Origin of the sequence: Nocardiopsis sp. Huas11 (assembly GCF_003634495.1) — a bacterium.
Taxonomy (GTDB): Bacteria; Actinomycetota; Actinomycetes; order Streptosporangiales; family Streptosporangiaceae; genus Nocardiopsis.
The window spans coordinates 769,054-792,025 of the sequence record NZ_RBKY01000001.1 but is presented as its reverse complement, the minus strand read 5'-3'; the positions used below and the strand labels follow the sequence as shown (position 1 = coordinate 792,025).

Annotated in this window: 26 protein-coding genes; 10 read left to right on the top strand and 16 right to left on the bottom strand. The window is 73.6% G+C overall.

The window, feature by feature from the left end; all coding sequences use genetic code 11:
• Positions 1–47: 47 nt before the first annotated feature.
• The 3 genes from DFP74_RS03495 to DFP74_RS03485 all read right to left on the bottom strand — a co-directional run bounded on the left by DFP74_RS03495 (position 48) and on the right by DFP74_RS03485 (position 2,801).
• On the bottom strand, positions 48–1,028 hold the full coding sequence (locus DFP74_RS03495; protein ID WP_121180374.1) for an arsenic resistance protein: 981 nt from the start codon (positions 1,026–1,028) through the stop codon (positions 48–50).
• A gap of 98 nt (positions 1,029–1,126) precedes the next feature.
• Complete coding sequence (locus DFP74_RS03490) at positions 1,127–1,843, bottom strand: TetR/AcrR family transcriptional regulator (RefSeq protein ID WP_121180373.1); 717 nt, start codon at positions 1,841–1,843, stop codon at positions 1,127–1,129.
• A 136-nt stretch (positions 1,844–1,979) separates the two neighbouring features.
• A complete protein-coding gene (locus DFP74_RS03485; RefSeq protein ID WP_199725468.1) occupies positions 1,980–2,801 on the bottom strand; it encodes an NAD-dependent epimerase/dehydratase family protein in 822 nt (273 codons plus the stop codon).
• 86 nt (positions 2,802–2,887) lie between these two features.
• Between DFP74_RS03485 and DFP74_RS03480 the strand changes: the two genes are divergently transcribed.
• Both DFP74_RS03480 and DFP74_RS03475 read left to right on the top strand, forming a co-directional pair.
• Positions 2,888–3,859 (top strand): AraC family transcriptional regulator, encoded by a 972-nt coding sequence (locus DFP74_RS03480; RefSeq protein WP_121180371.1) that lies wholly within the window; start codon positions 2,888–2,890, stop codon positions 3,857–3,859.
• A 38-nt stretch (positions 3,860–3,897) separates the two neighbouring features.
• Positions 3,898–4,680 carry a class I SAM-dependent methyltransferase gene (locus tag DFP74_RS03475; protein WP_121180370.1) on the top strand — a complete coding sequence of 261 codons (783 nt, stop codon included), beginning with the start codon at positions 3,898–3,900 and terminating at the stop codon, positions 4,678–4,680.
• A gap of 112 nt (positions 4,681–4,792) precedes the next feature.
• Here DFP74_RS03475 and DFP74_RS03470 read toward each other — a convergent pair whose 3' ends face one another.
• Entirely contained in the window at positions 4,793–5,203 is a 411-nt protein-coding gene (locus DFP74_RS03470; protein WP_121180369.1) for a RidA family protein, read from the bottom strand.
• 82 nt (positions 5,204–5,285) lie between these two features.
• Between DFP74_RS03470 and DFP74_RS03465 the strand changes: the two genes are divergently transcribed.
• The 3 genes from DFP74_RS03465 (at position 5,286) to DFP74_RS03455 (ending at position 6,751) form a co-directional block, all read left to right on the top strand.
• Positions 5,286–5,663: a helix-turn-helix domain-containing protein gene (locus DFP74_RS03465; RefSeq protein ID WP_121180368.1), complete on the top strand. Its 378-nt coding sequence runs from the start codon at positions 5,286–5,288 to the stop codon at positions 5,661–5,663.
• Positions 5,664–5,723: 60 nt separating this feature from the next.
• The gene (locus DFP74_RS03460) at positions 5,724–6,125 is read left to right on the top strand and encodes a hypothetical protein (RefSeq protein WP_121180367.1); all 402 of its coding nucleotides are present in this window, start codon (positions 5,724–5,726) and stop codon (positions 6,123–6,125) included.
• A gap of 143 nt (positions 6,126–6,268) precedes the next feature.
• Entirely contained in the window at positions 6,269–6,751 is a 483-nt protein-coding gene (locus DFP74_RS03455; RefSeq protein WP_121180366.1) for a DUF1269 domain-containing protein, read from the top strand.
• A 77-nt stretch (positions 6,752–6,828) separates the two neighbouring features.
• On the opposite strand, the gene DFP74_RS03450 is transcribed toward DFP74_RS03455, so the two are convergent.
• The 8 genes from DFP74_RS03450 to DFP74_RS03415 all read right to left on the bottom strand — a co-directional run bounded on the left by DFP74_RS03450 (position 6,829) and on the right by DFP74_RS03415 (position 13,867).
• Positions 6,829–7,749 (bottom strand): GlxA family transcriptional regulator, encoded by a 921-nt coding sequence (locus DFP74_RS03450; RefSeq protein ID WP_121180365.1) that lies wholly within the window; start codon positions 7,747–7,749, stop codon positions 6,829–6,831.
• A 26-nt stretch (positions 7,750–7,775) separates the two neighbouring features.
• Complete coding sequence (locus DFP74_RS03445) at positions 7,776–8,357, bottom strand: isochorismatase family protein (protein ID WP_121180364.1); 582 nt, start codon at positions 8,355–8,357, stop codon at positions 7,776–7,778.
• 85 nt (positions 8,358–8,442) lie between these two features.
• Positions 8,443–8,916 (bottom strand): GNAT family N-acetyltransferase, encoded by a 474-nt coding sequence (locus DFP74_RS03440; protein WP_121180363.1) that lies wholly within the window; start codon positions 8,914–8,916, stop codon positions 8,443–8,445.
• A gap of 12 nt (positions 8,917–8,928) precedes the next feature.
• Complete coding sequence (locus DFP74_RS03435) at positions 8,929–9,603, bottom strand: HAD-IA family hydrolase (RefSeq protein ID WP_233570790.1); 675 nt, start codon at positions 9,601–9,603, stop codon at positions 8,929–8,931.
• Between the two features lie 30 nt (positions 9,604–9,633).
• Positions 9,634–10,470 carry a TIGR03619 family F420-dependent LLM class oxidoreductase gene (locus tag DFP74_RS03430; RefSeq protein WP_121180362.1) on the bottom strand — a complete coding sequence of 279 codons (837 nt, stop codon included), beginning with the start codon at positions 10,468–10,470 and terminating at the stop codon, positions 9,634–9,636.
• Between the two features lie 34 nt (positions 10,471–10,504).
• The gene (locus DFP74_RS03425; protein WP_233570789.1) at positions 10,505–11,548 is read right to left on the bottom strand and encodes an endonuclease/exonuclease/phosphatase family protein; all 1,044 of its coding nucleotides are present in this window, start codon (positions 11,546–11,548) and stop codon (positions 10,505–10,507) included.
• A 129-nt stretch (positions 11,549–11,677) separates the two neighbouring features.
• Positions 11,678–12,691, bottom strand: a complete 1,014-nt coding sequence (locus DFP74_RS03420) for an endonuclease/exonuclease/phosphatase family protein (protein ID WP_121180360.1) — start codon at positions 12,689–12,691, stop codon at positions 11,678–11,680.
• Positions 12,692–12,856: 165 nt separating this feature from the next.
• Positions 12,857–13,867, bottom strand: a complete 1,011-nt coding sequence (locus DFP74_RS03415) for a LysR family transcriptional regulator (protein ID WP_370013335.1) — start codon at positions 13,865–13,867, stop codon at positions 12,857–12,859.
• 121 nt (positions 13,868–13,988) lie between these two features.
• Here DFP74_RS03415 and DFP74_RS03410 point away from each other — a divergent pair, with 121 nt between their 5' ends.
• From DFP74_RS03410 to DFP74_RS03400, 3 genes are all read left to right on the top strand, one after another.
• Positions 13,989–14,999, top strand: a complete 1,011-nt coding sequence (locus DFP74_RS03410) for an NADP-dependent oxidoreductase (RefSeq protein WP_121180359.1) — start codon at positions 13,989–13,991, stop codon at positions 14,997–14,999.
• Positions 15,000–15,066: 67 nt separating this feature from the next.
• Positions 15,067–15,885, top strand: coding sequence for an aldo/keto reductase (locus DFP74_RS03405; protein WP_121180358.1), 819 nt, complete (start codon positions 15,067–15,069; stop codon positions 15,883–15,885).
• A gap of 308 nt (positions 15,886–16,193) precedes the next feature.
• Complete coding sequence (locus tag DFP74_RS03400) at positions 16,194–17,858, top strand: BCCT family transporter (protein WP_121180357.1); 1,665 nt, start codon at positions 16,194–16,196, stop codon at positions 17,856–17,858.
• Between the two features lie 52 nt (positions 17,859–17,910).
• Here DFP74_RS03400 and DFP74_RS03395 read toward each other — a convergent pair whose 3' ends face one another.
• A complete protein-coding gene (locus tag DFP74_RS03395) occupies positions 17,911–18,570 on the bottom strand; it encodes a TetR/AcrR family transcriptional regulator (RefSeq protein ID WP_121180356.1) in 660 nt (219 codons plus the stop codon).
• A 95-nt stretch (positions 18,571–18,665) separates the two neighbouring features.
• Between DFP74_RS03395 and DFP74_RS03390 the strand changes: the two genes are divergently transcribed.
• Complete coding sequence (locus tag DFP74_RS03390) at positions 18,666–19,862, top strand: DUF418 domain-containing protein (protein WP_233570788.1); 1,197 nt, start codon at positions 18,666–18,668, stop codon at positions 19,860–19,862.
• A 130-nt stretch (positions 19,863–19,992) separates the two neighbouring features.
• Here DFP74_RS03390 and DFP74_RS03385 read toward each other — a convergent pair whose 3' ends face one another.
• The 3 genes from DFP74_RS03385 to DFP74_RS03375 are packed head-to-tail and all read right to left on the bottom strand — an operon-like array spanning position 19,993 to position 22,327.
• Positions 19,993–21,246 carry an RNA polymerase sigma factor gene (locus DFP74_RS03385; protein ID WP_121180355.1) on the bottom strand — a complete coding sequence of 418 codons (1,254 nt, stop codon included), beginning with the start codon at positions 21,244–21,246 and terminating at the stop codon, positions 19,993–19,995.
• A complete protein-coding gene (locus DFP74_RS03380) occupies positions 21,243–21,614 on the bottom strand; it encodes a YciI family protein (RefSeq protein ID WP_121180354.1) in 372 nt (123 codons plus the stop codon). Before DFP74_RS03380 ends, DFP74_RS03385 begins: the two co-directional genes overlap by 4 nt.
• 29 nt (positions 21,615–21,643) lie before the next feature.
• Positions 21,644–22,327: a DUF998 domain-containing protein gene (locus tag DFP74_RS03375; protein ID WP_121180353.1), complete on the bottom strand. Its 684-nt coding sequence runs from the start codon at positions 22,325–22,327 to the stop codon at positions 21,644–21,646.
• 150 nt (positions 22,328–22,477) lie between these two features.
• Here DFP74_RS03375 and DFP74_RS03370 point away from each other — a divergent pair, with 150 nt between their 5' ends.
• Positions 22,478–22,912, top strand: a complete 435-nt coding sequence (locus DFP74_RS03370) for a hypothetical protein (protein ID WP_121180352.1) — start codon at positions 22,478–22,480, stop codon at positions 22,910–22,912.
• Positions 22,913–22,972 lie beyond the last annotated feature (60 nt).

Below are 22,972 nucleotides of genomic sequence, written 5' to 3'. Positions count from 1 at the left end.
TCCGTGAGATCGGCCGGTGCTCCCGCCCGCTCCGGTGCGCCGGCGGTTCAGGGCCGGCCGGAAACGCCGTCGGGCTCGCGGGGAACTCGCACCCGGACCAGCTGACTGAGCACCGCCAGGACCGGCAGTTCCACCAGTGGGCCGACCACCAGGGCCACCGCGATCAGCGGCCGGTCGGGGAAGGCCGCGACCGCGATGCCCAGCGCGACCGGTGAGTTGCGCGCCACCGTGGTCATGGCCAGCGAGGCCCGCTGGTCGGTGGGCAGGCGCAGGAGCCGCGCGACGAGTACGGCCACCGCCGGCATCACCGTGAAGAAGACCGCCAGGGGCACCAGCAGCACCGCCAGCTCGCCCAGGTGCGCGGCCACCGTCCGGGCCTGGGAGGCGAACATCGCCAGCACCGCGAGGTAGAGCAGCGGCAGGACCGCCCGTCCGGCCGGGGCGACGACCATCCGGTCGCGCCAGGCCGCACCCCTCCATCGGCCCGAGGCCCACCGAAGGACCACGGCCGCCACCAGGGGCACCACCAGCACCAGCAGAACGGCCTCGACCAGCGTCCCGGTGCCCACACCGGCCGCCTCGCCGCCCAGGAGCAGCACGTACACGGGCAGCAGCGCCAACTGGAGCACCAGGTTGATCGGCAGCACGGCCGCCGCGACGCCCATGTGCCCGCGCGCGAGTCCCGTGAACACCAGGTACCAGTCGGTGCACGGTGTGACCAGCAGCAACAGCAGCCCGATCCGCAGATCCGGCGCGCCGCCCAGCAGACCGGCCCCCAGCGCCCAGGCCAGCAGAGGGGTGAAGACGAAGTTGAGGACCAGGCTGGCGGCCACCACGGTCGTCGCGCCCCGGGCCCGGCGCACCTGAGCGGCGTCCACCTGCACGAACACCGCCACCAGCATCAGGACCAGCGCGGGCAGGACCAGATGGCCGGCGACCCCGCCGACCGGCCACAGCGTCCCGACGGCCAGGCCGACGACGGCGGCCAGGGCCACGAAGACGCTTTGGAATCTCTCGGCGACGGACACGGTGCTCTCTCGGCGGGGCTCGGCGGCAGGTCCCTTCACTCTAGGACGGGCCCGCACACGCGCCCCGGGCCGGTTCCCGACCGAGCCCCTGCGGGCGCCTACGGCTCGGATGTGCCGTCGCGGCGGACGTCGGCCACGCCCTCGTGCGGTCCGCCCCCCGTGCTCCCGGTGCTCCCGGTGCTCCCGGTGCTCCCGCCCCCGGTCCCAGGGCCGGGCGGCGCCTCGGTCGCGATCCCCAGGGTGTGCAGGAACGACACCACCGCGGCGCGCATGTCGACGGCGCCCGGGTCCAGGAGCCACTGGACCTGGAGCCCGTCGGTGAGCGCCACGAGCTGTTGGGCGGCGATTTCCGGTTCCGGACCGCCGCGCTCTCCCACCAGGTCGGCCAGGGCGGGGACGAGGTGCTCGCGCAGGGTCCGGTACCGGCCGACGAAGTACTCGTGCGCGGGGTGGGCGGGATCGGTGGCCTCCGCGGCCAGGGTCGCGTGCAGCGAGACCAGGCCCGGATCGGCCGCGTTGCGCTCCACCATGCGCACGACGTTGTCCACCAGCTCGCGGTGGCCCAGGCCCGGCGCCGTGAGCAGGGGCGCGTCCACCTCGTCCCGTCGGCTGAGCACGTGCAGGAGCACGGCCTCCCGGCTCGGGAAGTGGTGGAGCACCCCCGCGTGCGAGAGCCCGGCGCGTTGGGCGACGTCGCCCAGGGACACGCCCCAGTAGCCGCAGCGCGAGAACAGCTCGGTGGCGGCGTCGATGATCCTGCGCCGGGTGCGATCCCCCTGGGCCGTGTGGTGCCGGTCGCGCTCGTGGTCGGTCACGGGCGGCCTCCTCGGTGCTGGTCGTACGGCCGCCGGCGGCCCGGGGACCACCGGCGGCTTCGAGCCTACGGACGCGACGGGCCGGGAACCCGTCACCCCGCACCCGACCCGGGCCCGTGTCGCGCCCGCCGCCAGGCTAGGACCAGGCGCCCGCCGTCGCGGCGCGCGTGACGTAGCCGCCGAAGTCGCCCGCCGGGCGGCCCAGCGCCCGCTCCACGCCGTCGACCGGCTTGACGTTGCGGCCGTCCAGGATCTCGGTGAACAGGCCCGCCAGCCCCTGGGCCACCTCGGCGGGGACGCCCTCCTGGACGGCTCCGTCCACGAACTCCTTCGGAGTCACGGGCACGTAGGCGACCGGATGCCCGACCGCCGCGCCCAGCAGCGTCCCGGCCTCGGCGAAGGTCAGCGCGCGCGGTCCGGTCAGCTCGTAGAGCTCTCCCGCGTGCCCGTCCTCGGTGAGGGCGCGGGCCGCGACCTCGGCGACGTCGTCCAGGTCCACGAAGGGCTCGGGCACGTCGGCGACGGGCAGCGCGATGGTGCCCCCGCGAACCGAGTCCACGAGGAAGTGCTCGGAGAAGTTCTGCGCGAACATCGCGCAGCGCAGCACGGTCAGGCCCGGGAACACGGTGCGCACGGCCTGCTCCGCGCGCTCGGCGCCGTCCTCGCCGCGCCCGGACAGCAGCGCCATCCGGGTGACGCCGCGCTCGGCGGCGCGGGCGGCGAACGCCGAGACCGTCTCGGCGGCGCCAGGGAAGGCCAGGTCGGGGTGGTAGCAGAGGTAGACGCCGTCGACACCGTCCAGGACGGCGTCCCAGGTCTCGGGGGCGTGCCACTCGAAGGGCGGGGTTCCCGAACGGGAGCCGACGCGGACGTCGGCGCCGCGCTCGGCCAGGAGGCGGGTGACGCGGCGGCCGGTCATGCCGGTGCCGCCGGTGACGAGGATGCGTGTGTTGGTCATGTCCTCAGTACAGCCCACTTTTCCTGGACGCACCATGATTCATCAACTGGATGGCATAAGAGAGCGTCCAGACGTAGAGTGCCGTCATGGACCCACTCACACACCTGCTCGACGGGCCCCGGGCCCGGGGGGCCTTCACGCTGCGCGTCGTCATGAGCCCGCCCTGGTCGATCGACCTCCGTGACGGCTCCGCCCTGGGACTGGCCGTGGTCACCTCCGGTCGGGTCTGGGTGCGCTCCGGGGACCAGGAGGCCGCGCTCGATCCCGGGGACGTCCTCCTCACCCGCGGGCCCGACCCCTACGTGCTGTCCGACCGGCCCGGCCGCGCTCCCACGATCACCGTCCACCCCGGTCAGCGCTGTGTCGCCGACGACGGCCGCGAACTCCACGTGAGCATGTCCCACGGCGTGGGGACATGGGGCAACGACTCCGAGGGCGCCTACTCCCTGGTCATCGGCGCCTACGAGGACGACAGCGAGGTCGGGCGGCTGGCGCTGTCCGCGCTCCCGTCCCTGGCGGTCCTGCGCGCGGGCAGCGTCGACCCGGCCCTGGTCGACCTGCTGGTCCGCGGGATCACCACCGCCGGGGTCGCCCAGGCCAGTCTCAACGACCGCCTCCTGGACTGCCTGCTGGTGATGTCCGTGCGCGCCTGGCTGGAGGAGCACCCCCGCGCGCAGCCCAGCTGGCTCAGCGCCCGGGGCGACGACGTCGTGGCGCGGGCCCTGGAACTGGTCCACGAGAGCCCCGAGCGGCCCTGGACCCTGGCGTCGCTCGCCCGCGCCTGCGCGGTCTCGCGCTCCACCCTGGCGGACCGCTTCCAGCGGGCGGTGGGCACTCCGCCCATGGCCTACCTGCGCACGTGGCGGCTGACCACCGCCGGCGACCTGCTCTCGGCCCGCCCCGACCTCGGCCTGGAGGCCGTCGCCGCGCGGGTCGGCTACGGCAGCGCGTTCGCGTTCAGCACCGCGTTCAAGGCCCACACCGGCGTCAGTCCCTCGGAGTACCGCAGGAACGCGCACAAGCCCGCCCGCCCGGGGACGGAGGTGCCGACCGGATAGTCTCGCTGACGCCGCGACCGACGACGGAGGGGAGCAGCGTGGGCGACCGTACCCAGGACTTCGACCGGCTGACGGAGAACTACCGGCGCTTCCGGCCCGGCTACCCCGCCCCTCTCCTGGACCGGCTGCGCGAGCACGTCGCGGGCGCGAGCCGCGCCGACCGGCCCGAGCCCTGGCTGCTGCTCGACGTCGGCGCGGGGACGGGGATCTCCACGCGCGCCGTCCGCGAGGTCTTCGGGCCGGGGCCCCGGGTGGTCGGCGTGGAGCCGGGCCACGCGATGCGCGACACGGCCGCCGCCGGCCCCGGCGGCGTGGAGTTCACCGACGGCCGCGCCGAGGACCTGCCCTTCGCCGACGGCTCGGCCGTGCTCGTGCTCGCCGCGCAGGCCGTCCACTGGTTCGACCGCCCCTCCTTCTACGCCGAGGCGGTCCGCGTGCTCGCCCCCGGCGGCACCGTCGCCGTCCTCAGCAACGACCGCGACTGGACCGCGAGCGCCTTCGCCGACGCGCACGAGACCCTGCTGGAGGAGTACGGCGAGGGCTACCGGCGCGACTACCGCGACTTCGACACGCTCGGCGAGCTGGCGGCCCAGGAGGGGCTGGCCGAGGCCACCGAGAGCACCGGCCGCTGGGTGCGCGAACTCGACCTCGACGGCTACCTCGGGATGGCCCTGTCCTCCACCAAGATGGCGGCCGTGGTTCGCGCCATCGGCCCGGAGCGCACACGGGCCGCCCTCACAGAGCTGGCGGAGCGGCACTTCCCCGACGGAGTCGTGCGCGTCCCCTACCTCACGCGGCTGCGCCTGGCCCGTCGCACCTGACTCGGGGCCCCGGCGGGGAGGGCGCCCCCGCGCCCAGGGCCCCGCGCCGAAGCGCGGGGCCGATCGACGGGTTCCGGTCGGGTTCCGGTCGGGGCGCGGGGTGGGGCGCCGGTCAGTCCAGGGTCGCGAACGCCTCGACCTCCACGAGCACGTCGGGCTCGAAGAGGTAGTCGACGCCGATGAGCGACACCGGCGGGAGCGGCCGCGGCAGCCCCAGCTCGTCGGAGACGCCCTCGATGCCCGCCATGAAGGCGTCCGCCATGTGGGGGTTCCAGCCCGTGACGAAGAACCGCAGGCGCACGACATCGGAGAAGTCCGCTCCGGCTCCGGCCAGGCCGCGGGCGGTGTTGCGCAGGGCCTGCCGGACCTGGCCGGTGAGGTCGCCGGTCGCGACGGGCCTGCCGTCGGCGTCCCGCGCGATCTGGCCGGCGACGTGCACCTGGCGGGTGCCGGTGCCGATCGAGACGTGGTGGTAGGGGACGGGCTGGAACATGCCCTCGGGGGTCAGGAGTCGTACGGCCATCGGAGGTCCCTTTCGAGCACCGGGTGTGTGGTATCCAATGTCTACTTGGTACCTTGAGGGAACTTCAACGAGACCAGGTTTCATGCGCGATACCGACCAGGCCGAGAGCGGCCACTCCCAGATCACCGCACCGCAGCGCGAGCTCCTCGACCAGTTGCTCGACAAGTGGTCGCTCCAGGTGCTCGACCGGCTGTGCGGGCGGCCCTGCCGCTTCAACGACCTGCGACGCGCGATCCCCGCCGTCACGCAGAAGTCGCTCACGGCCACCCTGCGCCGACTGGAGCGCAACGGGATGGTCGAGCGCGTGGTCGTCAACACGCGGCCCGTCGCCGTCGAGTACCGGATCACGGCGCTCGGCACGACACTCCAGGACCTCATCGACGCCCTGCTGAAGTGGAGCGCCGCCAACCTGCCCGACGTCGACCGCGCCCGCGAGCGCTTCGACGCCGATCAGGACTGAACGGGGCGAGCGACCGCCGGTGGCCCGGTTCTGTCCTCGCGAGGCCGTAACGTGCCGACCATGATGACGCGACCCTCCCTCGCCTGGCGCGAGACCAAGAAGGACATGGCCGCCCAGGTGGCCGCCGGCACGCGCGAGGAGAACTGGGCCGAGCACCTGTGGCCGGAGGCCGCGGTCGAGGCGATCGACGCCGTGCTGGTGGCCTACGAGACCGAGGCCGCCGCCCTGGTCGCCGACGGTGCGGCGCCCGGAGACGACGCCGTGCTCGCCGTCGCCGAACGCGCGGTGACCGGGCTCAACGCGGCCGACGAGGAGCACGGCATCATCGAGACCACCGAGCGCGAGGAGCTGTGCGAGTACATCGAGGCGGTCCTGGAGGCGCACGGCGTGGACGTCACGGGTCTGGCCGCGCGCCGCGGATTCGACCCCGGCGACCTGGCGGGGCTCTGGCGCGACTGGTGACCGCGGGCGGCCTGGCCGGTCCACCGCACCGCGGCTTTGCGCGACGCCGCCCCGGACATGGGTCTGCTGGGAGACGATCCGGGGCAGCCTCCCGCCGATCGGGCCCGGAGCGGGTCCGGCACCATGACGGGGGGAACACACCCATGGCTCAGCTGATCGTCCTCGGGGTGGCCGACCGCGACACCGCGGAGAGGGCTCTGGACATCGCCGCCGACCTCGGTAAGCAGGAACTCCTGCGCCTGGAGGACGCCGCCTACGTCTACAAGGACGCCAAGGGGCGTCCGCGCATCCACCAGACCGTGAACCTGACCGGCCGCGGCGCCCTCGGCGGCGCCTTCTGGGGCACGCTCATCGGCCTGCTCTTCCTCAACCCCGTCCTCGGCCTGGCGGTCGGCGCGGCCTCGGGCGCCGTCGCGGGCAAGCTCACCGACATCGGCGTCGACGACGACATGATCAAGAAGATCGGCGCCGAGCTCGAACAGGACCGCGCGGCCGTGTTCCTGCTGGCCGACGAGGCCACCAGGGACCGCGCCGTGGAGGCCTTCAAGCCGCTGTCCCCGACGGTCCTGCAGACCAACCTGTCCCACGACGACGAGCAGGAGCTCATCAACGCCCTGCGCGCCTGAGTCCGGGCCTGGTCAACGCCGCCGGTGCGGGCCGCCCGCACCGGCGGCGGCGTGTCCGGACCGGGCGCCGCGCCCGGTCAGAGCCGGACCACGCCCGGGCGTGAGCGCAGGCGGCGCAGCATCCGCGCGTCCTGGAACCCGACGGCCCGTGCCGCGGCCTCCACGGTGGCGCCGCGGCCGATGAGGTGCTCGGCGTGCTCGGCCCGCAGGACCTGCTGGTAGCGCAGCGGGGTCAGGCCGGTCGCCGCCGCGAACGCGCGGCTGAGCGTGCGCTCGCTGACACCGACCGAGGCGGCCAGGCCGGCCAGCGGCAGGGTCGACCGGAAGCGGGCGTCGATGGTGTCCTGGACGCGGTGGACGACGTCGACGAGGTGGTCCCGGTGCCGCAGCATCGCGCTGGACTGGGGATCGTCGCCGTTGCGGCGGGCGTAGACCACCATGTTCCGCGCGATGGCCGCCGCCGTCGACGGCCCGTGGCGCGTGGTGACCAGGTGCAGGGCGAGGTCGATGCCGCTGGCGATCCCGGCGGAGGTCACCACGCCGCCGTCGGACACGTACAGTACGTCCGGCACCACCCGGGCGCGGGGCCGGCGCCGCGCCAGCTCGTCCTGGAGCTCGTGGTGGGTGGTGCAGCGGCGCCCGTCCAGCAGACCGGCGTCGGCGAGGGCGAAGGCGCCCGAGCACACGCTGGCCACGGTGCCGCCCGCCGCGTGGTGGGCCACCAGGGCGGCGGCGTGGTCGGGGCCGAGCACGTGGCGCCGGACACGGCCTCCGGTACGCCAGCCGGGGACGACCACGAGGTCGTCTGCGCCCAGTTCGGGTATGCCGGTCTCGGCCCGCAGCCCCACGCCCTGGGCGGTGGGCACGTCGGCGTGCTCGGCGACGTAGTGGACCCGGTAGGGCAGGCCCAGGTCGGCGGCGGTGGAGAACACCTGGGCCGGGCCCGCGAGGTCCAACAGGTGCAGGCCCGGCGTCAGCAGGAAGACGACACTGGTCACGATCCGGTCAGTCTACTGTGCCAGGATCAGCCGATGATCTCCGCGACCGTGCGCACGTCGGCGAACCGCCCGGAGAGGGCGTAGACCGTGCGGGTGATGATGTCCTCGGGCAGGAGCGTGCGGGGGTCGGCCAGGATTTCGGCCACGGAGCGGCCCGCGGGGGAGCCGGGCGCCTCGATGGGCTCGGTCGCCGTGGCGTCCACCGCGAAGGTCACCCGCAAGCCCAGGTCGGAGGCCACCCGGGCGGTCGTCTCGCAGCACTGCTCGGTGCGTACACCGCAGACGGTGACCTCGTCCACGCCCCAGTCCGCGAGCACCTCGGACAGGTCGGTGCCGGTGAAGGCGTTGTGCACGGTCTTGGTGCGCACGGGCTCCCCCTCGGCGGGCGACAGCCCTTCCATGAGCTCGACGAACCCGCGCGCGGGGTCGAAGACCGTGCCGCTGCCCGGTTGGGTGTGCAGGACCCACACGATGTGGTCGCCGCGGTCGCGGTGGTGCTCCACCAGGCGGGCGATGGTGTCGGCGATCTCGGGGTCGGAGGCGGCGGACCAGCTCTCGCGCTGGAGGAAGGACCGCTGGGCGTCGATCACGAGGAGTGCTGTCGTCATGCCCTGATCGTGTCAGCGCGGCCGGGGCGGCGACAGGCACGATCCCGACCGTGGCCGGACCGATCCGGTCACGGCCGTGCGGCGGTCAGCCCAGGGGTTTCTTGAGGCCCACGTGCGAGGCGGTGTAGCCCAGCCGCTCGTAGAAGCGGTGCGCGTCCGGGCGCGAGGCGTCCGAGGTCAGCTGGACCATCGTGCAGCCGCGCCGCAGGGCCTCCTCCTCGGCCCAGGTGATCAGTCGGGTGCCGAGCCCTCCGCCGCGCTCGTCGGCGTGCACGCGCACGGCCTCGATCTGGGCCCGCAGGGCGCCCCGGCGGGACAGGCCCGGCAGGACCGTGAGCTGGAGCGTGCCCACGACACGGTCGCCGCGCCGGGCCACCGCGAGGAACTGGTGGGGGTCGGCGTCGATGGCCTTGAACGCGGCGAGGTAGGGCGTGAGGTCGTCGGGGTCCTCGCGCCGCGCGCCCAGGTGGTCGTCGGCGAGCATGGCGACGATCGCCGCCACGTCCCCGGCCCGGGCACGGTCGACGGTGACGCCGCCGGTCGCTTCGCTGTCCGTCATGCTTTCCTCTCCTCAGGGATGGGGCAGCAGCAGGCGGGCCACGTCCGCGAGGTCGTCGACCACCGTGGTCGCGCGCGCCAGTTCCGCCCTGGCGGTGGTGGACGCCACCGCGACCACCGGCATCCCGGCGGCCAGGCCCGCGTCGGTGCCGCCGGGGGAGTCCTCCACCACCACGCACGCCGACGGCTCCGCCCCCATGCGCTCCGCGCCGAGCAGGTAGGGCTCCGGACGCGGTTTGCCCTCGGTGACGTCGTCGGCGGTCACCAGCACGCCGGGCACAGGCAGGCCCGCCGCGGCGATGCGGGCCGTGGCGATCCGGCGGCTGCCCGACGTCACCACCGCCCAGGGCCGGCCGTCGGCCGCCAGCGCCGCCACCAGGTCGTGGGCCCCGGGCATCGCGCGGACGGTGTCGCCCCGGGCGGCCTCGTGGCCCTCGATCACCAGGTCCTCGGTCTCCGGATCCAGGTGGGGCGCCACCAGCGCGACCAGCCCGGCGTTGGTGCGTCCGTGCGAGTGCCCCAGGACCAGCGCGGGATCCAGATCGCGTTCGCGGGCCCAGGCGAGCAGGCCCTCGCGGATGGCCGTCTCGGAGTCGACCAGCACGCCGTCCAGGTCGAACAGCACCGTCGCTCCGCCGAAGTCGCCCACACCCTGCTCCCGTCTCTCGTCCGTGCTCGGCTCCAGCATGCCAGCCGGGTGCGGGCTCCGCCCCCGTGCTCACCCGAGCGCGTGGGCGAAGCGTTCCATGCGCTCGCCGAACCCCTCCGCGTCACCGAACCACACCGCCACCGCGTCCGCTCCGACCGCCGCCAGCGTGCGGTAGGCCGCGACCGCCTGCTCGAACCCGTCCTCCCCGCCCTCCCACACGATGCGTGTGCCCGCCCGCACCGGCCGGTCGGTGAGCTCGCGCAGCCGGTTGCGGGCCGCCACGAACGCGGGCGCGTCCAGACCCACCCCCTGCCACTCGTCCGCCCGCTCGGCGGCTCGCCGCAGCGCGCGCTCGGACACCCCGCCGACCATCACCGGCACGTGCGCGCGCGGCCTCGGCTCGAACACGCCCCGGTCGTAGGAGTGGAAGCGCCCCTCGAAGGGCCCCTCGCCCTCGAACAGGTGCCGCAGCAGCCGCAGCGCCTCGTCCGTGCGGGCGCCGCGGGCGGCGAAGTCCGCGCCCACCGCGGCGAACTCCTCGGCCTGCCAGCCGACCCCCACGCCCAGGACGAACCGGCCCGAGGACAGCGCGTGCAGCGTCGCCACCTGCTTGGCCAGCACGAACGGGTCGCGCATCGGCACCACCAGTACCGAGGTCCCCAACCGCACCCGGCTGGTGCGCGCGGACAGGTGCGCCAGGGTCACCAGCGGCTCGTACACCCCGCCGAACGTGCGGCCGTACGGCCCCGGCGGCAGCAGGTGGTCGGGCAGCCAGACGGTGTCCGCGCCCAGCGCCTCGGCCCGCACGCCCAGGTCGACCAGGACCTCGGGCGGCATGTGCGGGGACTCGTCGGGCAGGACCACCTGGAACCGGGTGCCGGTCATCGGCTCCGTCAACTCGCTCATGCGCCGAAGGTAGACCCTGACACCGGTGGCACGGTCAACCCTCGGGCAGGGAGACCTCCACGAACAGCGCCCGGTGCGTGCTGCCCTCCACGTCCACGGCGGAGAAGTCCCTGATTCCCGCCCGCGTGTCGACCAGAACGTGGTCGAGCGCCACCCGCGGCAGGGGCGGCCCGCCCACGGGCCAGGTGCCCGTCAGGCCGTCACCGGTCGTGGCCGCGGCGTCGGCGTACCCGGTGTCCAGCACCCGGCGCAGTTCCGCGTGGTCGAGCGTGGCGTTGAAGTCCCCCGCCAGGATCATCACCGGCCCGTCGCCGCCGGCCTCCGGCAGCGCGCGGTGGGCGTCCCGCCACGCGGCCATCGACGACGGGCGCCGGGGCGACATCGGGTGGACGGACGTCACCTCGACCCCCGACGCGAGGCCGGGGACCGCCACGGCGGCCCGGGGCATCGCGAGGGACCCGAGGTCGCGCCCCGGGTCGCCCAGGTCGGTGAGCGGGTGGACCGCGTGGACGCTCCCGCCCGCCGCGGCGGGCGCGGAGTGGTCGACCGCGTGGGGCAGCAGGTCGTCCAGCCCCGCGGCCGACAGCCCGGCGGCCAGCTCCGGGGTGACCTCCTGGAGGGAGAGCACCTGCGCGTCGTACTCGCGCACCAGGTCCACCACCGCGTCCGGAGAGGCGTGGCCGAAGTGGGCGTTGAGGGTGAGCAGCCGCAGCTCGGCGCCCGTGGAGCCGGCGTCGTCGGCGCTTCCCGCGGGCAGGGCGCGGGGCGCGACGACCGCGGCCAGCACGACCACGGACAGGAGCAGGGCGGCCGCCGGCAGGAGGCGCCGCAACAGCGCCGTGCCGATCAGCGCCGCCAGCGCCGCGGGCAGGACGTAGGGGGTGTAGGCCAGGAGCGGGACCAGCGGGAACCCCCGCTCCAGGCCGAGCAGCCGCAGCGCGGCGAACGCCAGGAATCCCGCGGCGGCGAGCACGCACAGGCCCGTGACCCAGCGGCGCCGGGGCCGCGGAGCGGCGGACGGGGCGGCGGGGGCCGAAGGCCGGGCCGGTACGGGCCCGGAGGGGGTCGGGGGGTTCACGGGTGCTCCCATCGGTCTTGCCGGTGTGCGGGCGTTCGGGGGTTCTGATGCCGGCCGGCGCGTGCGTGTTCGCACGGACGCCGACGGCGCCGGGGCTCCGGCCGGGCCTGTGGGAAGGGGCGCGGCGCCTCAACGACCCTCGGGCAGCGTGACCCGCGCGAACACGCCGAGGTGGTCGGTGCCCGCCACCGGCACGACCGCCACGTCGCCGACACCGATCGACGAGTCCACCAGCACGTGGTCGATCGCCACCCTGGGGAGCGGCCCGGACGACGGCCACGTCCCCGCCAGCCCCTGGCCCCGGACCGACGCCGCGTCGACGTACCCCGAGTCCAGCACTCGGCGGAGTTCCGCGTGGTCGGGGGTCGCGTTGAAGTCCCCGGCCAGGATCCGCAGCGCCTCGCCGTCGGCCGCCGCCGGCAGCGCGCGCAGTCCCGCGCGCCAGTGGGCCGTGTACGACGCGTCGATCGGCGGATACGGGTGCACCGCCGTCACCTCCAGGACTCCCTCCCACCCCGGCACCTCCACCCGGGCGGTCGGCATCGCGAACGCGGACACGCCCTCGCCCGCGTCGCCCAGGTCCGTCAGCGGATGGACCGAGTGGACGCTGGTCCCCTCCACCGAGGGCGCGGAGTGGTCGACCGCGTGCGGCAGCAGATCGTCCAGGCCTTGCGCGAAGAGCCGCGCCAGCATGTCGGGGGTGGACTCCTGGAGGGCGAGCACGTCCACCTCCCGCTCGCGCACGGCCGCCATCACGGCCGCGGGGTCGGCGCCGCCGCCCAGCACGTTCACGGTCAGGATCCGCAGCTCCGGCCCGCCGGCGCCGGTGATCCCGAACGGCACAGCGCGCGGCACGACCGCCACCGCGAGCACCACCACCGCGACCGCCGTGGCGGCCAGAGCGGCCCACCGCCGCAGGACCGCCGCGGCGACCAGGGGCACGACCGAGGCGGCCAGGACATAGGGGGTGAAGGCCAGCACCGGAACGAGCGGATAGCCCCGCTCCAGACCCGCCGCGCGCAGCAGCGCGAACACCGCCAACCCCGCCGCCGCCAGCCACACCGCCACCGACACCGGAACGGACCGGGGGCGCGTGCGCGCGGCCCCGCCCGATCGCTCGCCCGCCGACTCCACCGTGGCCACCGCGCCTCCTCCCGTGCGGGCGCCCACCGCCCGCCCCTCGACCTGCTGGGACGCGGTCCGGGGCCGCGGGGTTCTCGTTCTGGCCGTGCCCGCGCGAACGCGGCGGGCGCGGCGGGAGCAGGCCCCGCGATCACGGGCCCGCCAGGGCGCACAGGGACACGGCGGCTACCAGTCGCGGGCGGCGCTCCTGAGCAGGTCGTGGACCCGCGTCACGTACGGATGGTCCACCGGGCCGGGCCGTTGGACCAAGTACGCGGTGTTGATCGGCGGGTCCTCCGGCTCCAGCAGCGCCACCAGGCGGCCGTCGGCCAGCTCGGCCTCGCAGAGATAGCGCGGCAGGACCGTCACGCCCGCCCCGTGGACCACCGCCGCCAGCACCCCGCGCAGGTCGGGGACCACGAGCGCGGGCTCGTAGGCCAGGCGCACGCCGAACACGTGCCGCCAGTACCGGCGCACGATGGGCAGGTCCTCGGCGTAGGTCACCAGCGGGACGCCGCACAGCGCCGTGGGGCCCTGCCGCTCGATCCGCTTCACCGCCCCGCGCCTGGCCGCCTCCGGCACCGCCGTGTCGGCGCACGGGGACCCGATCCGCTCCGCCCAGGAGGCGTTCGCGACCAGCACGAAATCCTCGTCCATCAGCGGGTCGGCGCGCAGGGCCCGGCCGCGCGGGCGGACCGAGGACACCACGAGGTCGTGCCGGCCCGCGCGCAGCTCGTCGAGCAGGTCGTCGGCGAGTCCGGCCCGTACGCGCAACCGCACGCCCTCCTCCGCCAGGGGCGCCAGGGCGGGCAGGATCCGGGCGCTGAGCATCTCCGCCGGTCCGGCCAGGCGCAGGGGCGCGGGCGGAGCGGCCGGGGCGCCGAAGTCCCACCCGACCGCCACTTCCAGGGCGTCCAGGGGGCCGGCCACCCGGGCGGCGAGGTCGTTGGCGTCGGCGGTGGGGGCGACCCCGCGCGGCAGCCGTTCGAACAGGGTGTGTCCGAGGCGCTTCTCCAGGGAACGGATCTGGGTGGTGACGGTCGGTTGGGACAGCCGCAGCAGCTGAGCGGCGGCCGTGAACGAACCCGACCGGTGCACCGCCAGGAAGGTCCGCAGGAGTTGCAGGTCGAGCGGCCCGCCCACGGGGGAGGCCGCGGCGGCCGCGGCCACGGACCCATCGGAATACTTATGGCTCACGCAGATCATCCTATGCGTGGCGCAATGACCTGGGGCGCTAGGGTCGACAAGCGCGTTCCACCGTCCCATCCGCGGACGGCCGCCGGCGCCTCCACAGCACCAGAACGACGGAGATCGACACATGCCCGTTGCCAGCAAGGAAGTCCACCTCGTCAAGCGTCCGGTCGGCGAACCCGGCCCCGAGAACTTCGCGTTCGTCGAGACGACGGTCGCCGACCCCGGCCCGGGCCAGGTCCTGGTGCGCAACGACTGGATGTCGGTCGACCCCTACATGCGCGGACGCATGAACGACGTCAAGTCCTACGTGCCGCCGTTCGGTCTGAACGAGCCGATGCAGGGCGGCGCGGTGGGCACCGTGGTCCAGTCGAAGAGCGACGACGTCCCCGTCGGCACCACCGTCTCCCACTTCGAGGGGTGGCGCGAGTACGCGCTGCTGGACGCCGCGGCGGTACGCCCCGTGGACACCTCCCTCGCGCCGGCCGAGGCCTACCTCGGCGTGCTGGGCATGACCGGCCTGACCGCCTACGCCGGTCTCACCGACGTCGCCCACGTCAAGGAGGGCGACGTGGTGTTCGTCTCCGGTGCGGCCGGCGCGGTCGGCAGCGTCGCCGGACAGCTCGCGCGCCTGCTCGGCGCCTCCCGCGTCGTCGGCTCGGCCGGCGGCCCGGAGAAGAGGCGCCGCCTGCTGGAGGAGTTCGGCTTCGACGCCGCGATCGACTACCGAGAGGGCGACCTGGAGGGCCGGCTCGCCCAGGCCGCGCCCGACGGCATCGACGTCTACTTCGACAACGTGGGCGGTGACCACCTGCGCGCCGCCATCGACGCCATGCGCAAGAACGGTCGGATCGCCATCTGCGGCATGATCTCGCAGTACAACGCCACCGAGCCGGTGCCGGGCCCGGACAACCTCGCGCTCACCATCGGCAAGCGGCTGACCCTGCGCGGCTTCCTCGTCGGCGACCACGGCCACCTGGCCGCCGAGTACACCGAGCGCGCCGCCGCCTGGATCGCCGAGGGACGGCTCCGCTCCGAGGAGACCGTCGTCCTGGGCATCGACAACGCCGTCGAGGCCTTCCTCGACATGATGCGCGGGGCCAACACCGGCAAGATGCTCGTGCGCATCACCTCCTGAGCCCGCGGGCCCCGGCCCCGCACACCCCCCACCTCTCACACCCGCTCCGTGAAGACGAAGGGTAGTCATGCAGCACGTCTCGCTGAACGACGGCCACACCATGCCGCAGCTCGGATTCGGTGTCTGGCAGGTGCCGGACGACCAGGCCCAGGGCGCGGTGGAGACCGCGCTGGAAGCCGGTTACCGCAGCATCGACACCGCCCGCATCTACGACAACGAGACCGGTGTCGGCCGCGCCGTCGCCGCCGCCGGGATCGACCGCGAGGACCTGTTCCTCACCACCAAGCTGTGGAACGGCGACCAGGGCTACGACACGACGCTCAAGGCCTTCGACGCCAGCCTGGAGCGCCTCGGCCTGGACTACGTCGACCTCTACCTCATCCACTGGCCGCTCCCGGCCCGGGACCAGTACGTGGACACGTGGAAGGCGATGGAGCGCATCCGCTCCGAGGGCCGCGCCCGTTCGATCGGCGTCTCCAACTTCACCCGGACCACCCTGGACCGGCTGATCGCCGAGACCGAGGTCGTGCCCGTCCTCAACCAGATCGAGCTGCACCCCTACCTCACGCAGGAGGACATGCGCCGTGCCGACGCCGCGCACGGCCTCCTGACCGAGGCCTGGAGCCCGCTCGGCCAGGGCAAGGGCCTGCTGGAGGACCCCGTCCTGGTCTCGCTGGGGGACAAGCACGGCAAGACCCCGGCCCAGGTCGTGCTGCGCTGGCACCTGCAGCTCGGCAACGTCGTCATCCCCAAGTCCGTGACCCCGTCGCGGATCCGGGAGAACATCGACGTGTTCGACTTCGAGCTGTCCGCCGCCGACGTCGACGCGATCAGCGCGCTGGACCGCGGGGGCCGGATCGGATCCGACCCCGACACGTTCGACTAAACCGGCTGATCGTTTCCCAGGTGTCCCCGTACCGGTGCCGGTGCGGGGACACCGTCGTTTCCGGCCCCGGCCGAACCCAGCGCGCCGCGCCCGCGCCGCCGGGGCGGTGCCTCCTCAGGGCCGCATCGAATGGGTGAATTGTCTGCATTGCGAATGATGTCGCCGACCAGTGTCGTCTCCCGCGCCGATTCCTGGAGCCGGGCCCGCGCCGTTCTGTGCATTCCCGTGTTCTCTCCGCGATTCTGGGGAAGGACGCTTCCAGCGTCCGCCCGCCCGACCGGAGACCGTTCCACGAGAAAGCAGACGGCATGTTCGCATACCTTGCCCGCATACTGGGTCTACGGACGAATCCGGTCATCTTCTTCGCGTCCGCCGCGCTGACCCTCATCTTCGTCCTGTGGTCGATCCTTTCCACGTCGACGGTCGACCTCGTCTTCGGAGCGACGTCGGGATGGATCCTGTCCCGCCTGGGGTGGTTCTACATCCTGGGCGTGACCACCTTCCTCGTCTTCCTGGTGTGGATCGCGCTCAGCCGGTTCGGCAGAGTCCGGCTCGGTGACCAGGACAGTCGTCCGGAGTACACCAACCTGGCGTGGTTCTGCATGCTGTTCGCCGCAGGCATCGGCAGCATCCTCATGTTCTGGGGTGTGGCCGAGCCCATCAGCCATTTCGCCGAACCACCGCAGCGCAACGTCGAACCGGAGTCGGTCGAGGCCGCCCAACAGGCGCTGGGCTTCACGCTCTACCACTTCGGTCTGCACACGTGGACGATCTTCTGCCTGCCGGGGCTGGCGTTCGCCTACTTCGTGTACCGCAAGGGCCTGCCCTTCCGGGTCAGCTCGATCTTCCATCCGCTCATCGGTGAGCGCATCAACGGCCCGCTCGGCCGCACGATCGACGTGATCGCCGTACTGGGCACGCTCTTCGGCGTCGCGGTCACCATCGGCCTGGGCACCATGCAGATCAACAGCGGCCTCAACGTGCTGTTCGGGGTGGAGGAGAGCCGGCTCAACCAGGTCATCCTCATCGCGGTCGTGACCACCATCGCGGTGATCTCGGTCGTCAGCGGGCTCGACATCGGCATCAAGTGGCTGTCGCAGATCAACATCGTCCTGGCCGTGGGCCTGCTCGTGTTCGTCTTCCTGGCGGGGTCCTCGCTGTTCCTGGCCAGGGGAGTCATCGAGACCACCGGTGTGTACCTGTCGTGGCTGGTCCCGCTGTCGTTCTGGAACGACACCTTCGGCAACACCGGCTGGCAGGGCACGTGGACGGTCTTCTACTGGGCGTGGACCATCACGTGGTCGCCCTTCGTGGGCATCTTCATCGCGCGCATCTCCAAGGGGCGCACCATCCGCGAGTTCGTGATCGGCGTGCTGGCGCTGCCCACGGCCTTCAGCATCGTGTGGTTCAGCGTGTTCGGGCTCTCCTCCTTCGACATCGAGCTGAACCAGGACGGCGGCCTCGTCCAGGAGGTCGTGGTCGACCAGGACATTCCCGGAGCGCTCTTCGCCTTCCTGGCGAACTATCCGTTCGCCACCGTGGCCTCGGTGCTGAGCATCGTCATCGTTATCATCTTCTTCACCACCTCCTCGGACTCGGCGTCCCTGGTGGTGGACATGCTGTGCTCGGGATCGGTCACCGGCCCCACCCGCCAGCGGGTGTTCTGGGGCGTGACCGAGGGTGTGGTCGCGGCGACCGTGCTGACCGCCACGGGCAAGACCGGACTGGACGCGCTCTCGGAGACGATCATCGTGTTCGGTCTGCCGTTCTTCGTGATCGCGTTCCTCATGATGTTCGCCCTCGTACGCTCACTGCGCCAGGAGGAACTCGCGGGCACGGCCTACCGCGGCGCGAACCTGCCGGGGGCGGCCGAACCGCCGGTCGCACCGGGCGAAGACGCGGGAGCGGACGGGTCGGCGACAGGGCCCGAGCCGTCGTCCGGTCCGGGTCGCACGTCCGAGCGCGACGACTGACACGCGTGCGCAGGGGGTGGCCGTCCCGGCTTCGGGGCGGCCACTCGGACGTTCAGCGCGGGTCGCGGCCCAGGGCCGGCAGGATCACCTCGTCCACGATCCGCTCGACGTAGTCCGGGGACGGCGGTTCGCGCTGGTCCAGGGTGTACTTGATCATCATCGCCTCGCCGATGTCCGTGGTCACCGGCGTGACCCGGGCGGGGTCGACCTTCCCCCGGTCGGCGTAGTACCGGAGCACCGTGGCGGTGAAGCGCCCGCCCCTGGGCTCGTAGACCTCCCGCCACAGCCGCTCGTTGAAGTCGGGCCGGTAGGCCGCCTCGGCCACGCAGGCGAGCATGACCGGGCCCAACGGCTCCTGTCCCATGAGCCCGTGGAAGAGCATCAGCGCGGCGAGGAGGTCGCCGCGCAGGTCGTCGGCGCCGGGGGAGGGCTCCTCCTGTGGGTAGGCGCTGTGCAGCGCCTCGACCAGGATGTCCTCCGGCGTGGACCAGCGCCGGTACAGCGAGGTCTTGGCCGTGCCCGCGCGCCGGGCGATGCCCTCCATGGTGAGCCGGGCGACGCCGGTCTCGGCGGCCTCGCGCAGGATCGCGTCGTGGATGGCGTCGACGAGCTCCCGCCCGCGCCGACGGGTCGGCTTGCGCGGTGCGTCAGGAGCCTCGGGAGGTCCGGGTGTGTCGGGCTCGGCCGCGGGTGGCCGCTTCCGGTCAGTCACGTGGTTTCCTTCTAAGACACGGTGTCGTATCTTAAAATCGTTCGATGAGATACGCCATCGTATCTTACGCGTCCTCGATCCCCTGGAGCCGCACCATGTCCCCTCCGCCGACTTCCGCCGCCCCCGGCGCCGCGCCGATGGCCCTGGCCCGGCGCTCGCTCGCTCCCGACCTCGCCCGCGGGTTCATGCTGCTGGTCATCGCCACCGTGCACGCGCACATGTTCCGCCAGTTGGCCACGGGCGGCGGCGAGACCTTTGCCCTGACCGGCACCCTCGACACCGCCGTCACCGCGTTCATGCTGATGTTCGCCGAGAGCCGCGGGTACCCGATGTTCGCGGCCCTGTTCGGGTACGGCCTCGCCCAGATCTTCCTGCGGCGCGGTGCCGAGGGCCACGACGCGGCGTGGGTGCGCTCCCTGGTGCGCCGCCGCGGCCGCTGGCTCATGGTCATCGGCTTCCTGCACACCCTCCTGCTCTTCTACGGCGACATCATCAGCGTGTACGGCCTCATCGCCCTGGTCTTCGCGGGCCTGCTGTGGGCCAGTGACCGCCGCCTGCTGGCGCACGGCTTCGCCTGGATGTCGGTCGGTTCCCTGATCTACCCCGCCGCCATGACCGCGGTGCTCTCCGGGGACATGCAGCAGAGCGCCCCGGCGGAGGTGACGCCGCTCATCGACATGGTCATGCGCCTGGGGGCGTGGCCGGTGATGCTCCTGCTGATGGGCCTGGTGTCGGTCTTCCCGTTCACCGTCGGCGTCTGGGCGGGCCGCCGCAGGATGCTGGAGGAGCCGGAACGGCACCTGGCCCTGCTGCACCGCGTCGCGCTCGTCGGTATCCCCGTCGCCGCGCTGGGCGGGGTCCCCCAGGCGCTGGTGGCCGTCCAGGTGTGGCCGTCCGACTTCCCCCTGGCGTTCGGGGCCGGCTGGCTCCACCTGGTCTCCGGCTACGCGGGCGGGTTCGGCTACGCCGCGCTCATCGCGCTGATCGCGGTCCGCATCGGCGACCGGCGGGGTCCGGTCGTCCAGGCGCTGGCCGCGACCGGGCAGCGGTCCATGACCTGCTACCTGCTGCAGTCGGTGGCCTGGGGCGTGCTGTTCATGCCCTACACCCTCGACCTGGCCCGCGGCCTGTCCGACGCCGCCGCGGTCCTGGTGGGAGTGGCGGTCTGGCTGGTCACCGTGGTCCTGGCCGACCTGATGCGGCGCGTCGGCCTGCGGGGCCCGGCCGAGGCCTTCCTGCGCCGACGCACCTACGGGCGGCCGCAACGCACCGCCGACACCGCGGTGCGGTGACCCGGACGGCGACCGGCGGCGACCGGCGGCGACCGGCGGCGCCGCGGGCAGCGGAAGCCGGCCCGGTCCGCCCGGTCCGTCCGGTCCGCCCGGTCGGCGCGGTCGGCGCGGGCCGTCCGCCGGTGCGCGGTCAGGTGCCGGCGGGACCGATCCGGTCGGCGCTGTCGCGCAGGTACCTCTCCTCCACCCCGTTGGCCGTCAGGTCGGCCGCCCGGCGGTACGCCGCCGCCGCGGCCTGTCCGTCACCGGCCATCTCCAGCAGGTGGGCGCGCACCGCGAGCTGGCGCCGCCGGGTCAGCGGATCGCGGTCCAGGCCGTGGCGCCGGTTGAGGTCGTCCAACAGGGCCAGGCCCCGATCCGTCCCGTAGGCCCGGGCGACCGCGACCACCCGGCTCAGCCGTACCGGCGCGGTCGGAGCGAGCCGTTCCAACCAGAGGTAGAGGGCGGCGATCTGCGGCCAGTCCGTCGCCTCCGCCGACGCGGCGCCCGCGTGCACGGCGGCGACCGCCGCCTGCAACCGGTACGGGCCCGCCTCCCGGCGGTCCCAGACCGCGTCGATCAGAGCGGTGCCCTCCCGGATGAGGGCGCGGTCCCACAGTGACCGGTCCTGCTCCTCCAGCGGGACCAGCTCCTCGTCGCCGCCGACGCGGGCGGCCCGCCGCGACTCGGTGAGCAGCATCAGCGCGAGCAGAGCGGCCACCTCCGGGTCGTCCGGGCGCAGCGCGTGGAGCAGACGGGCCAGCCGGATCGCCTCGCGGCTCAGATCGACGCGGACGAGCCTCTCGCCGGTCGTGGCCGTGTGGCCCTCGTTGAACACCAGGTACAGCACCTGTGCCACGGCAGCCGTCCGGTCGTCCCGTTCGGCCTCGGCCGGCGCGGCGAAGCGTGCACCAGCCCGGGCCAGGCGCTGCTTGGCACGGCTGATCCGCGTCCCCATGGTCGCCTCGGTCGTCCCGTAGGCGTGCGCGATCTCGGCCGTGGTCAGTCCCCCCACCGCGCGCAGGGTGAGCGCCACCTGGGAGGTGGTGCTCAGCGCCGGGTGGCAGCACAACAGGAACAGGGTGAGGCTGTCGTCGCTCTCCCGGGCGGGACCCGGGCGGCGGTCCGGTTCCTCCAGAGCGAGGTCGGCCGCGCCGATCCGTAGTTCGCGCTCCCGCCGTGCCCGGTCGGAGCGCAGCAGGTCGACCATCCTCCGGTAGCCGACCCGGATCAGCCAGGAGCGCGGCCCGTCGGGGACACCGTCCTCGGGCCACGTCCGGCTCGCGGCCAGCAGCGCCTCCTGGACCGCGTCCTCGGCCAGGTCGAACCGTCCGAAGCGCCGCACCAGGGCGCCGAGCACCTGCGGTGCCTCGGTGCGCAGCAGGTGCTCGACCCGCGCGTTCACGCCGTGAAGTCCTCGCCCATGACCGGGCGGACCTCGATCGGTTCGCCGAGAGCCCCGACGATCCGGGAGGCGATGTCGACCGCGCGTTCGTGGCCGGACACGTCGATCACGGCGAAGCTGGCCAGGACCTCCTTGAGTTCGGCGAACGGGCCGTCGGTGGCCACCACCCCCTCGTCGGTCCGGTGGACGGTGGTGCTGACGGCGGGGTGTCCCAGGCCCTCGCTCGCCACGAGTTCACCGCGCTCGAGCAGTTCGTGTTCGAGCCGCTGGTAGGCGGCGAAGGCGGCCAGCGCCTCCTCCGAGGGGGTGCCGGCGGTCGCGGCGTCCCAGGAGGCCGCCGGTGTGTAGCCCAGGAGCAGGTACTTCATGTCGTCCTCGTCTCTGTCGGGGTCGGACTCTAGCGCCCGGGTCGGTTCGCGCGGTGCAGCCACAGGGCCAGGGCGGTGGTCCAGGAGAAGGCGACCAGGCCGTTCACCGCGATCTGGACGCTCATGTGGTCCGGTGACATCGGCAGCAGGAGGACGCACCCGGCGGCGGCGCTGAGCACGGCCGGCCACACGGCGCGGCGGCGGGCGTGGCGGACGGCCAGCACGATGGCGGCCACGGCCAGCGCGGTGAAGGAGATCGCGGCCGCGGCCGAGTGCGCGACGCTGTGCCAGGACATCTGGGCGACGGGGCCGTCGGGGGTGCCGACGGGGAAACCGTGCTCGGGGTCCATGGTGAACACGCCCGCCGCGATCATCCCCAGGCCGAAGACGGCCACCAGGAGGGGCAGCGCCCTTCGTCCGCGCCCCTCGGTGAGGGTGCGGGCGGTGCCGGCGGCCAGGGCCAGGGCGCCCAGGCCGGCCAGGACGAACGTGGCGATCTGGATCCATCCGGGGTCGCCGGTGGCCAGCTGGCTGATCGGGTGCCGGGTGAGGTCGAAGCCCTCGCGGGTGAGCGTCTGGACGCCGGCGGAGGTCAGGAAGAGCGGCCCGGCGAAGGCCCCGGCGAGCAACAGGCGGCCGGTCGTGCGGCGGGTGTACGGGTCGGCGGGTGCCGGGGCGGTCGTGGGGGTGGCGGGTCGGGGTGCGGTGGTCATGGCGGATCCTTCCTCTCGGTTCTCGCCGGTACCTCGGGGCCGATGCGGGGGTTTCGACCTCCACCAGGAGTGGCGTGGATCACATCGCGGCGGTGTCGAAGTCCGAAGGCCGACCACGAGGTACCGGCGCAACCCACCGAGGAGGACGAGATGGACGAGAAGAACGAGGACAACCGACCCAGCGCAGCGGTCACCGCACTGGAACGGCTGGTCGGCACGTGGACGGTGACCGGCGGCGCCGAGGGGACCGTGCGGTACGAGTGGATGGAGGGCGGGTTCTTCCTGCTCCAGCACGTGGAACTCGCGCAGTTCGGCGAGTCCGTCACCGGGATGGAGGTCATCGGGAACCTGCACCCGTTCGGAGAGCCGGTCGGCGCGGACGTGGTGTCCCGCTTCTACGACGCCCAGGGCAACACCTTCGACTACGTCTACGAACTCGACGGGGACACGCTCGTCATCTGGGCGGGCGCCAAGGGCTCACCGGCCTACTTCGAGGGCGAGTTCGACGCGGACGGGGACTCGCTCACCGGCGCCTGGGTCTACCCCGGCGGTGGCGGATACGACTCCACCATGACCCGGGTCTGAGCCCGGGGCGCGCCCGCTCCCGGTCATGGCCTCTCGGTGCGGGCACGCGCCCCGCCCCGG

Bases quoted from the DNA above. Each gene is read 5' to 3' on its own strand.
- DFP74_RS03485 (WP_199725468.1), bottom strand. From the start codon at position 2,801: ATGACCAACACACGCATCCTCGTCACCGGCGGCACCGGCATGACCGGC.
- DFP74_RS03480 (WP_121180371.1), top strand. From the start codon at position 2,888: ATGGACCCACTCACACACCTGCTCGACGGGCCCCGGGCCCGGGGGGCC.
- DFP74_RS03470 (WP_121180369.1), bottom strand. From the start codon at position 5,203: ATGGCCGTACGACTCCTGACCCCCGAGGGCATGTTCCAGCCCGTCCCC.
- DFP74_RS03465 (WP_121180368.1), top strand. From the start codon at position 5,286: ATGCGCGATACCGACCAGGCCGAGAGCGGCCACTCCCAGATCACCGCA.
- DFP74_RS03460 (WP_121180367.1), top strand. From the start codon at position 5,724: ATGATGACGCGACCCTCCCTCGCCTGGCGCGAGACCAAGAAGGACATG.
- DFP74_RS03455 (WP_121180366.1), top strand. From the start codon at position 6,269: ATGGCTCAGCTGATCGTCCTCGGGGTGGCCGACCGCGACACCGCGGAG.
- DFP74_RS03445 (WP_121180364.1), bottom strand. From the start codon at position 8,357: ATGACGACAGCACTCCTCGTGATCGACGCCCAGCGGTCCTTCCTCCAG.
- DFP74_RS03440 (WP_121180363.1), bottom strand. From the start codon at position 8,916: ATGACGGACAGCGAAGCGACCGGCGGCGTCACCGTCGACCGTGCCCGG.
- DFP74_RS03435 (WP_233570790.1), bottom strand. From the start codon at position 9,603: ATGCTGGAGCCGAGCACGGACGAGAGACGGGAGCAGGGTGTGGGCGAC.
- DFP74_RS03430 (WP_121180362.1), bottom strand. From the start codon at position 10,470: ATGAGCGAGTTGACGGAGCCGATGACCGGCACCCGGTTCCAGGTGGTC.
- DFP74_RS03410 (WP_121180359.1), top strand. From the start codon at position 13,989: ATGCCCGTTGCCAGCAAGGAAGTCCACCTCGTCAAGCGTCCGGTCGGC.
- DFP74_RS03405 (WP_121180358.1), top strand. From the start codon at position 15,067: ATGCAGCACGTCTCGCTGAACGACGGCCACACCATGCCGCAGCTCGGA.
- DFP74_RS03400 (WP_121180357.1), top strand. From the start codon at position 16,194: ATGTTCGCATACCTTGCCCGCATACTGGGTCTACGGACGAATCCGGTC.
- DFP74_RS03390 (WP_233570788.1), top strand. From the start codon at position 18,666: ATGTCCCCTCCGCCGACTTCCGCCGCCCCCGGCGCCGCGCCGATGGCC.
- DFP74_RS03380 (WP_121180354.1), bottom strand. From the start codon at position 21,614: ATGAAGTACCTGCTCCTGGGCTACACACCGGCGGCCTCCTGGGACGCC.
- DFP74_RS03375 (WP_121180353.1), bottom strand. From the start codon at position 22,327: ATGACCACCGCACCCCGACCCGCCACCCCCACGACCGCCCCGGCACCC.
- DFP74_RS03370 (WP_121180352.1), top strand. From the start codon at position 22,478: ATGGACGAGAAGAACGAGGACAACCGACCCAGCGCAGCGGTCACCGCA.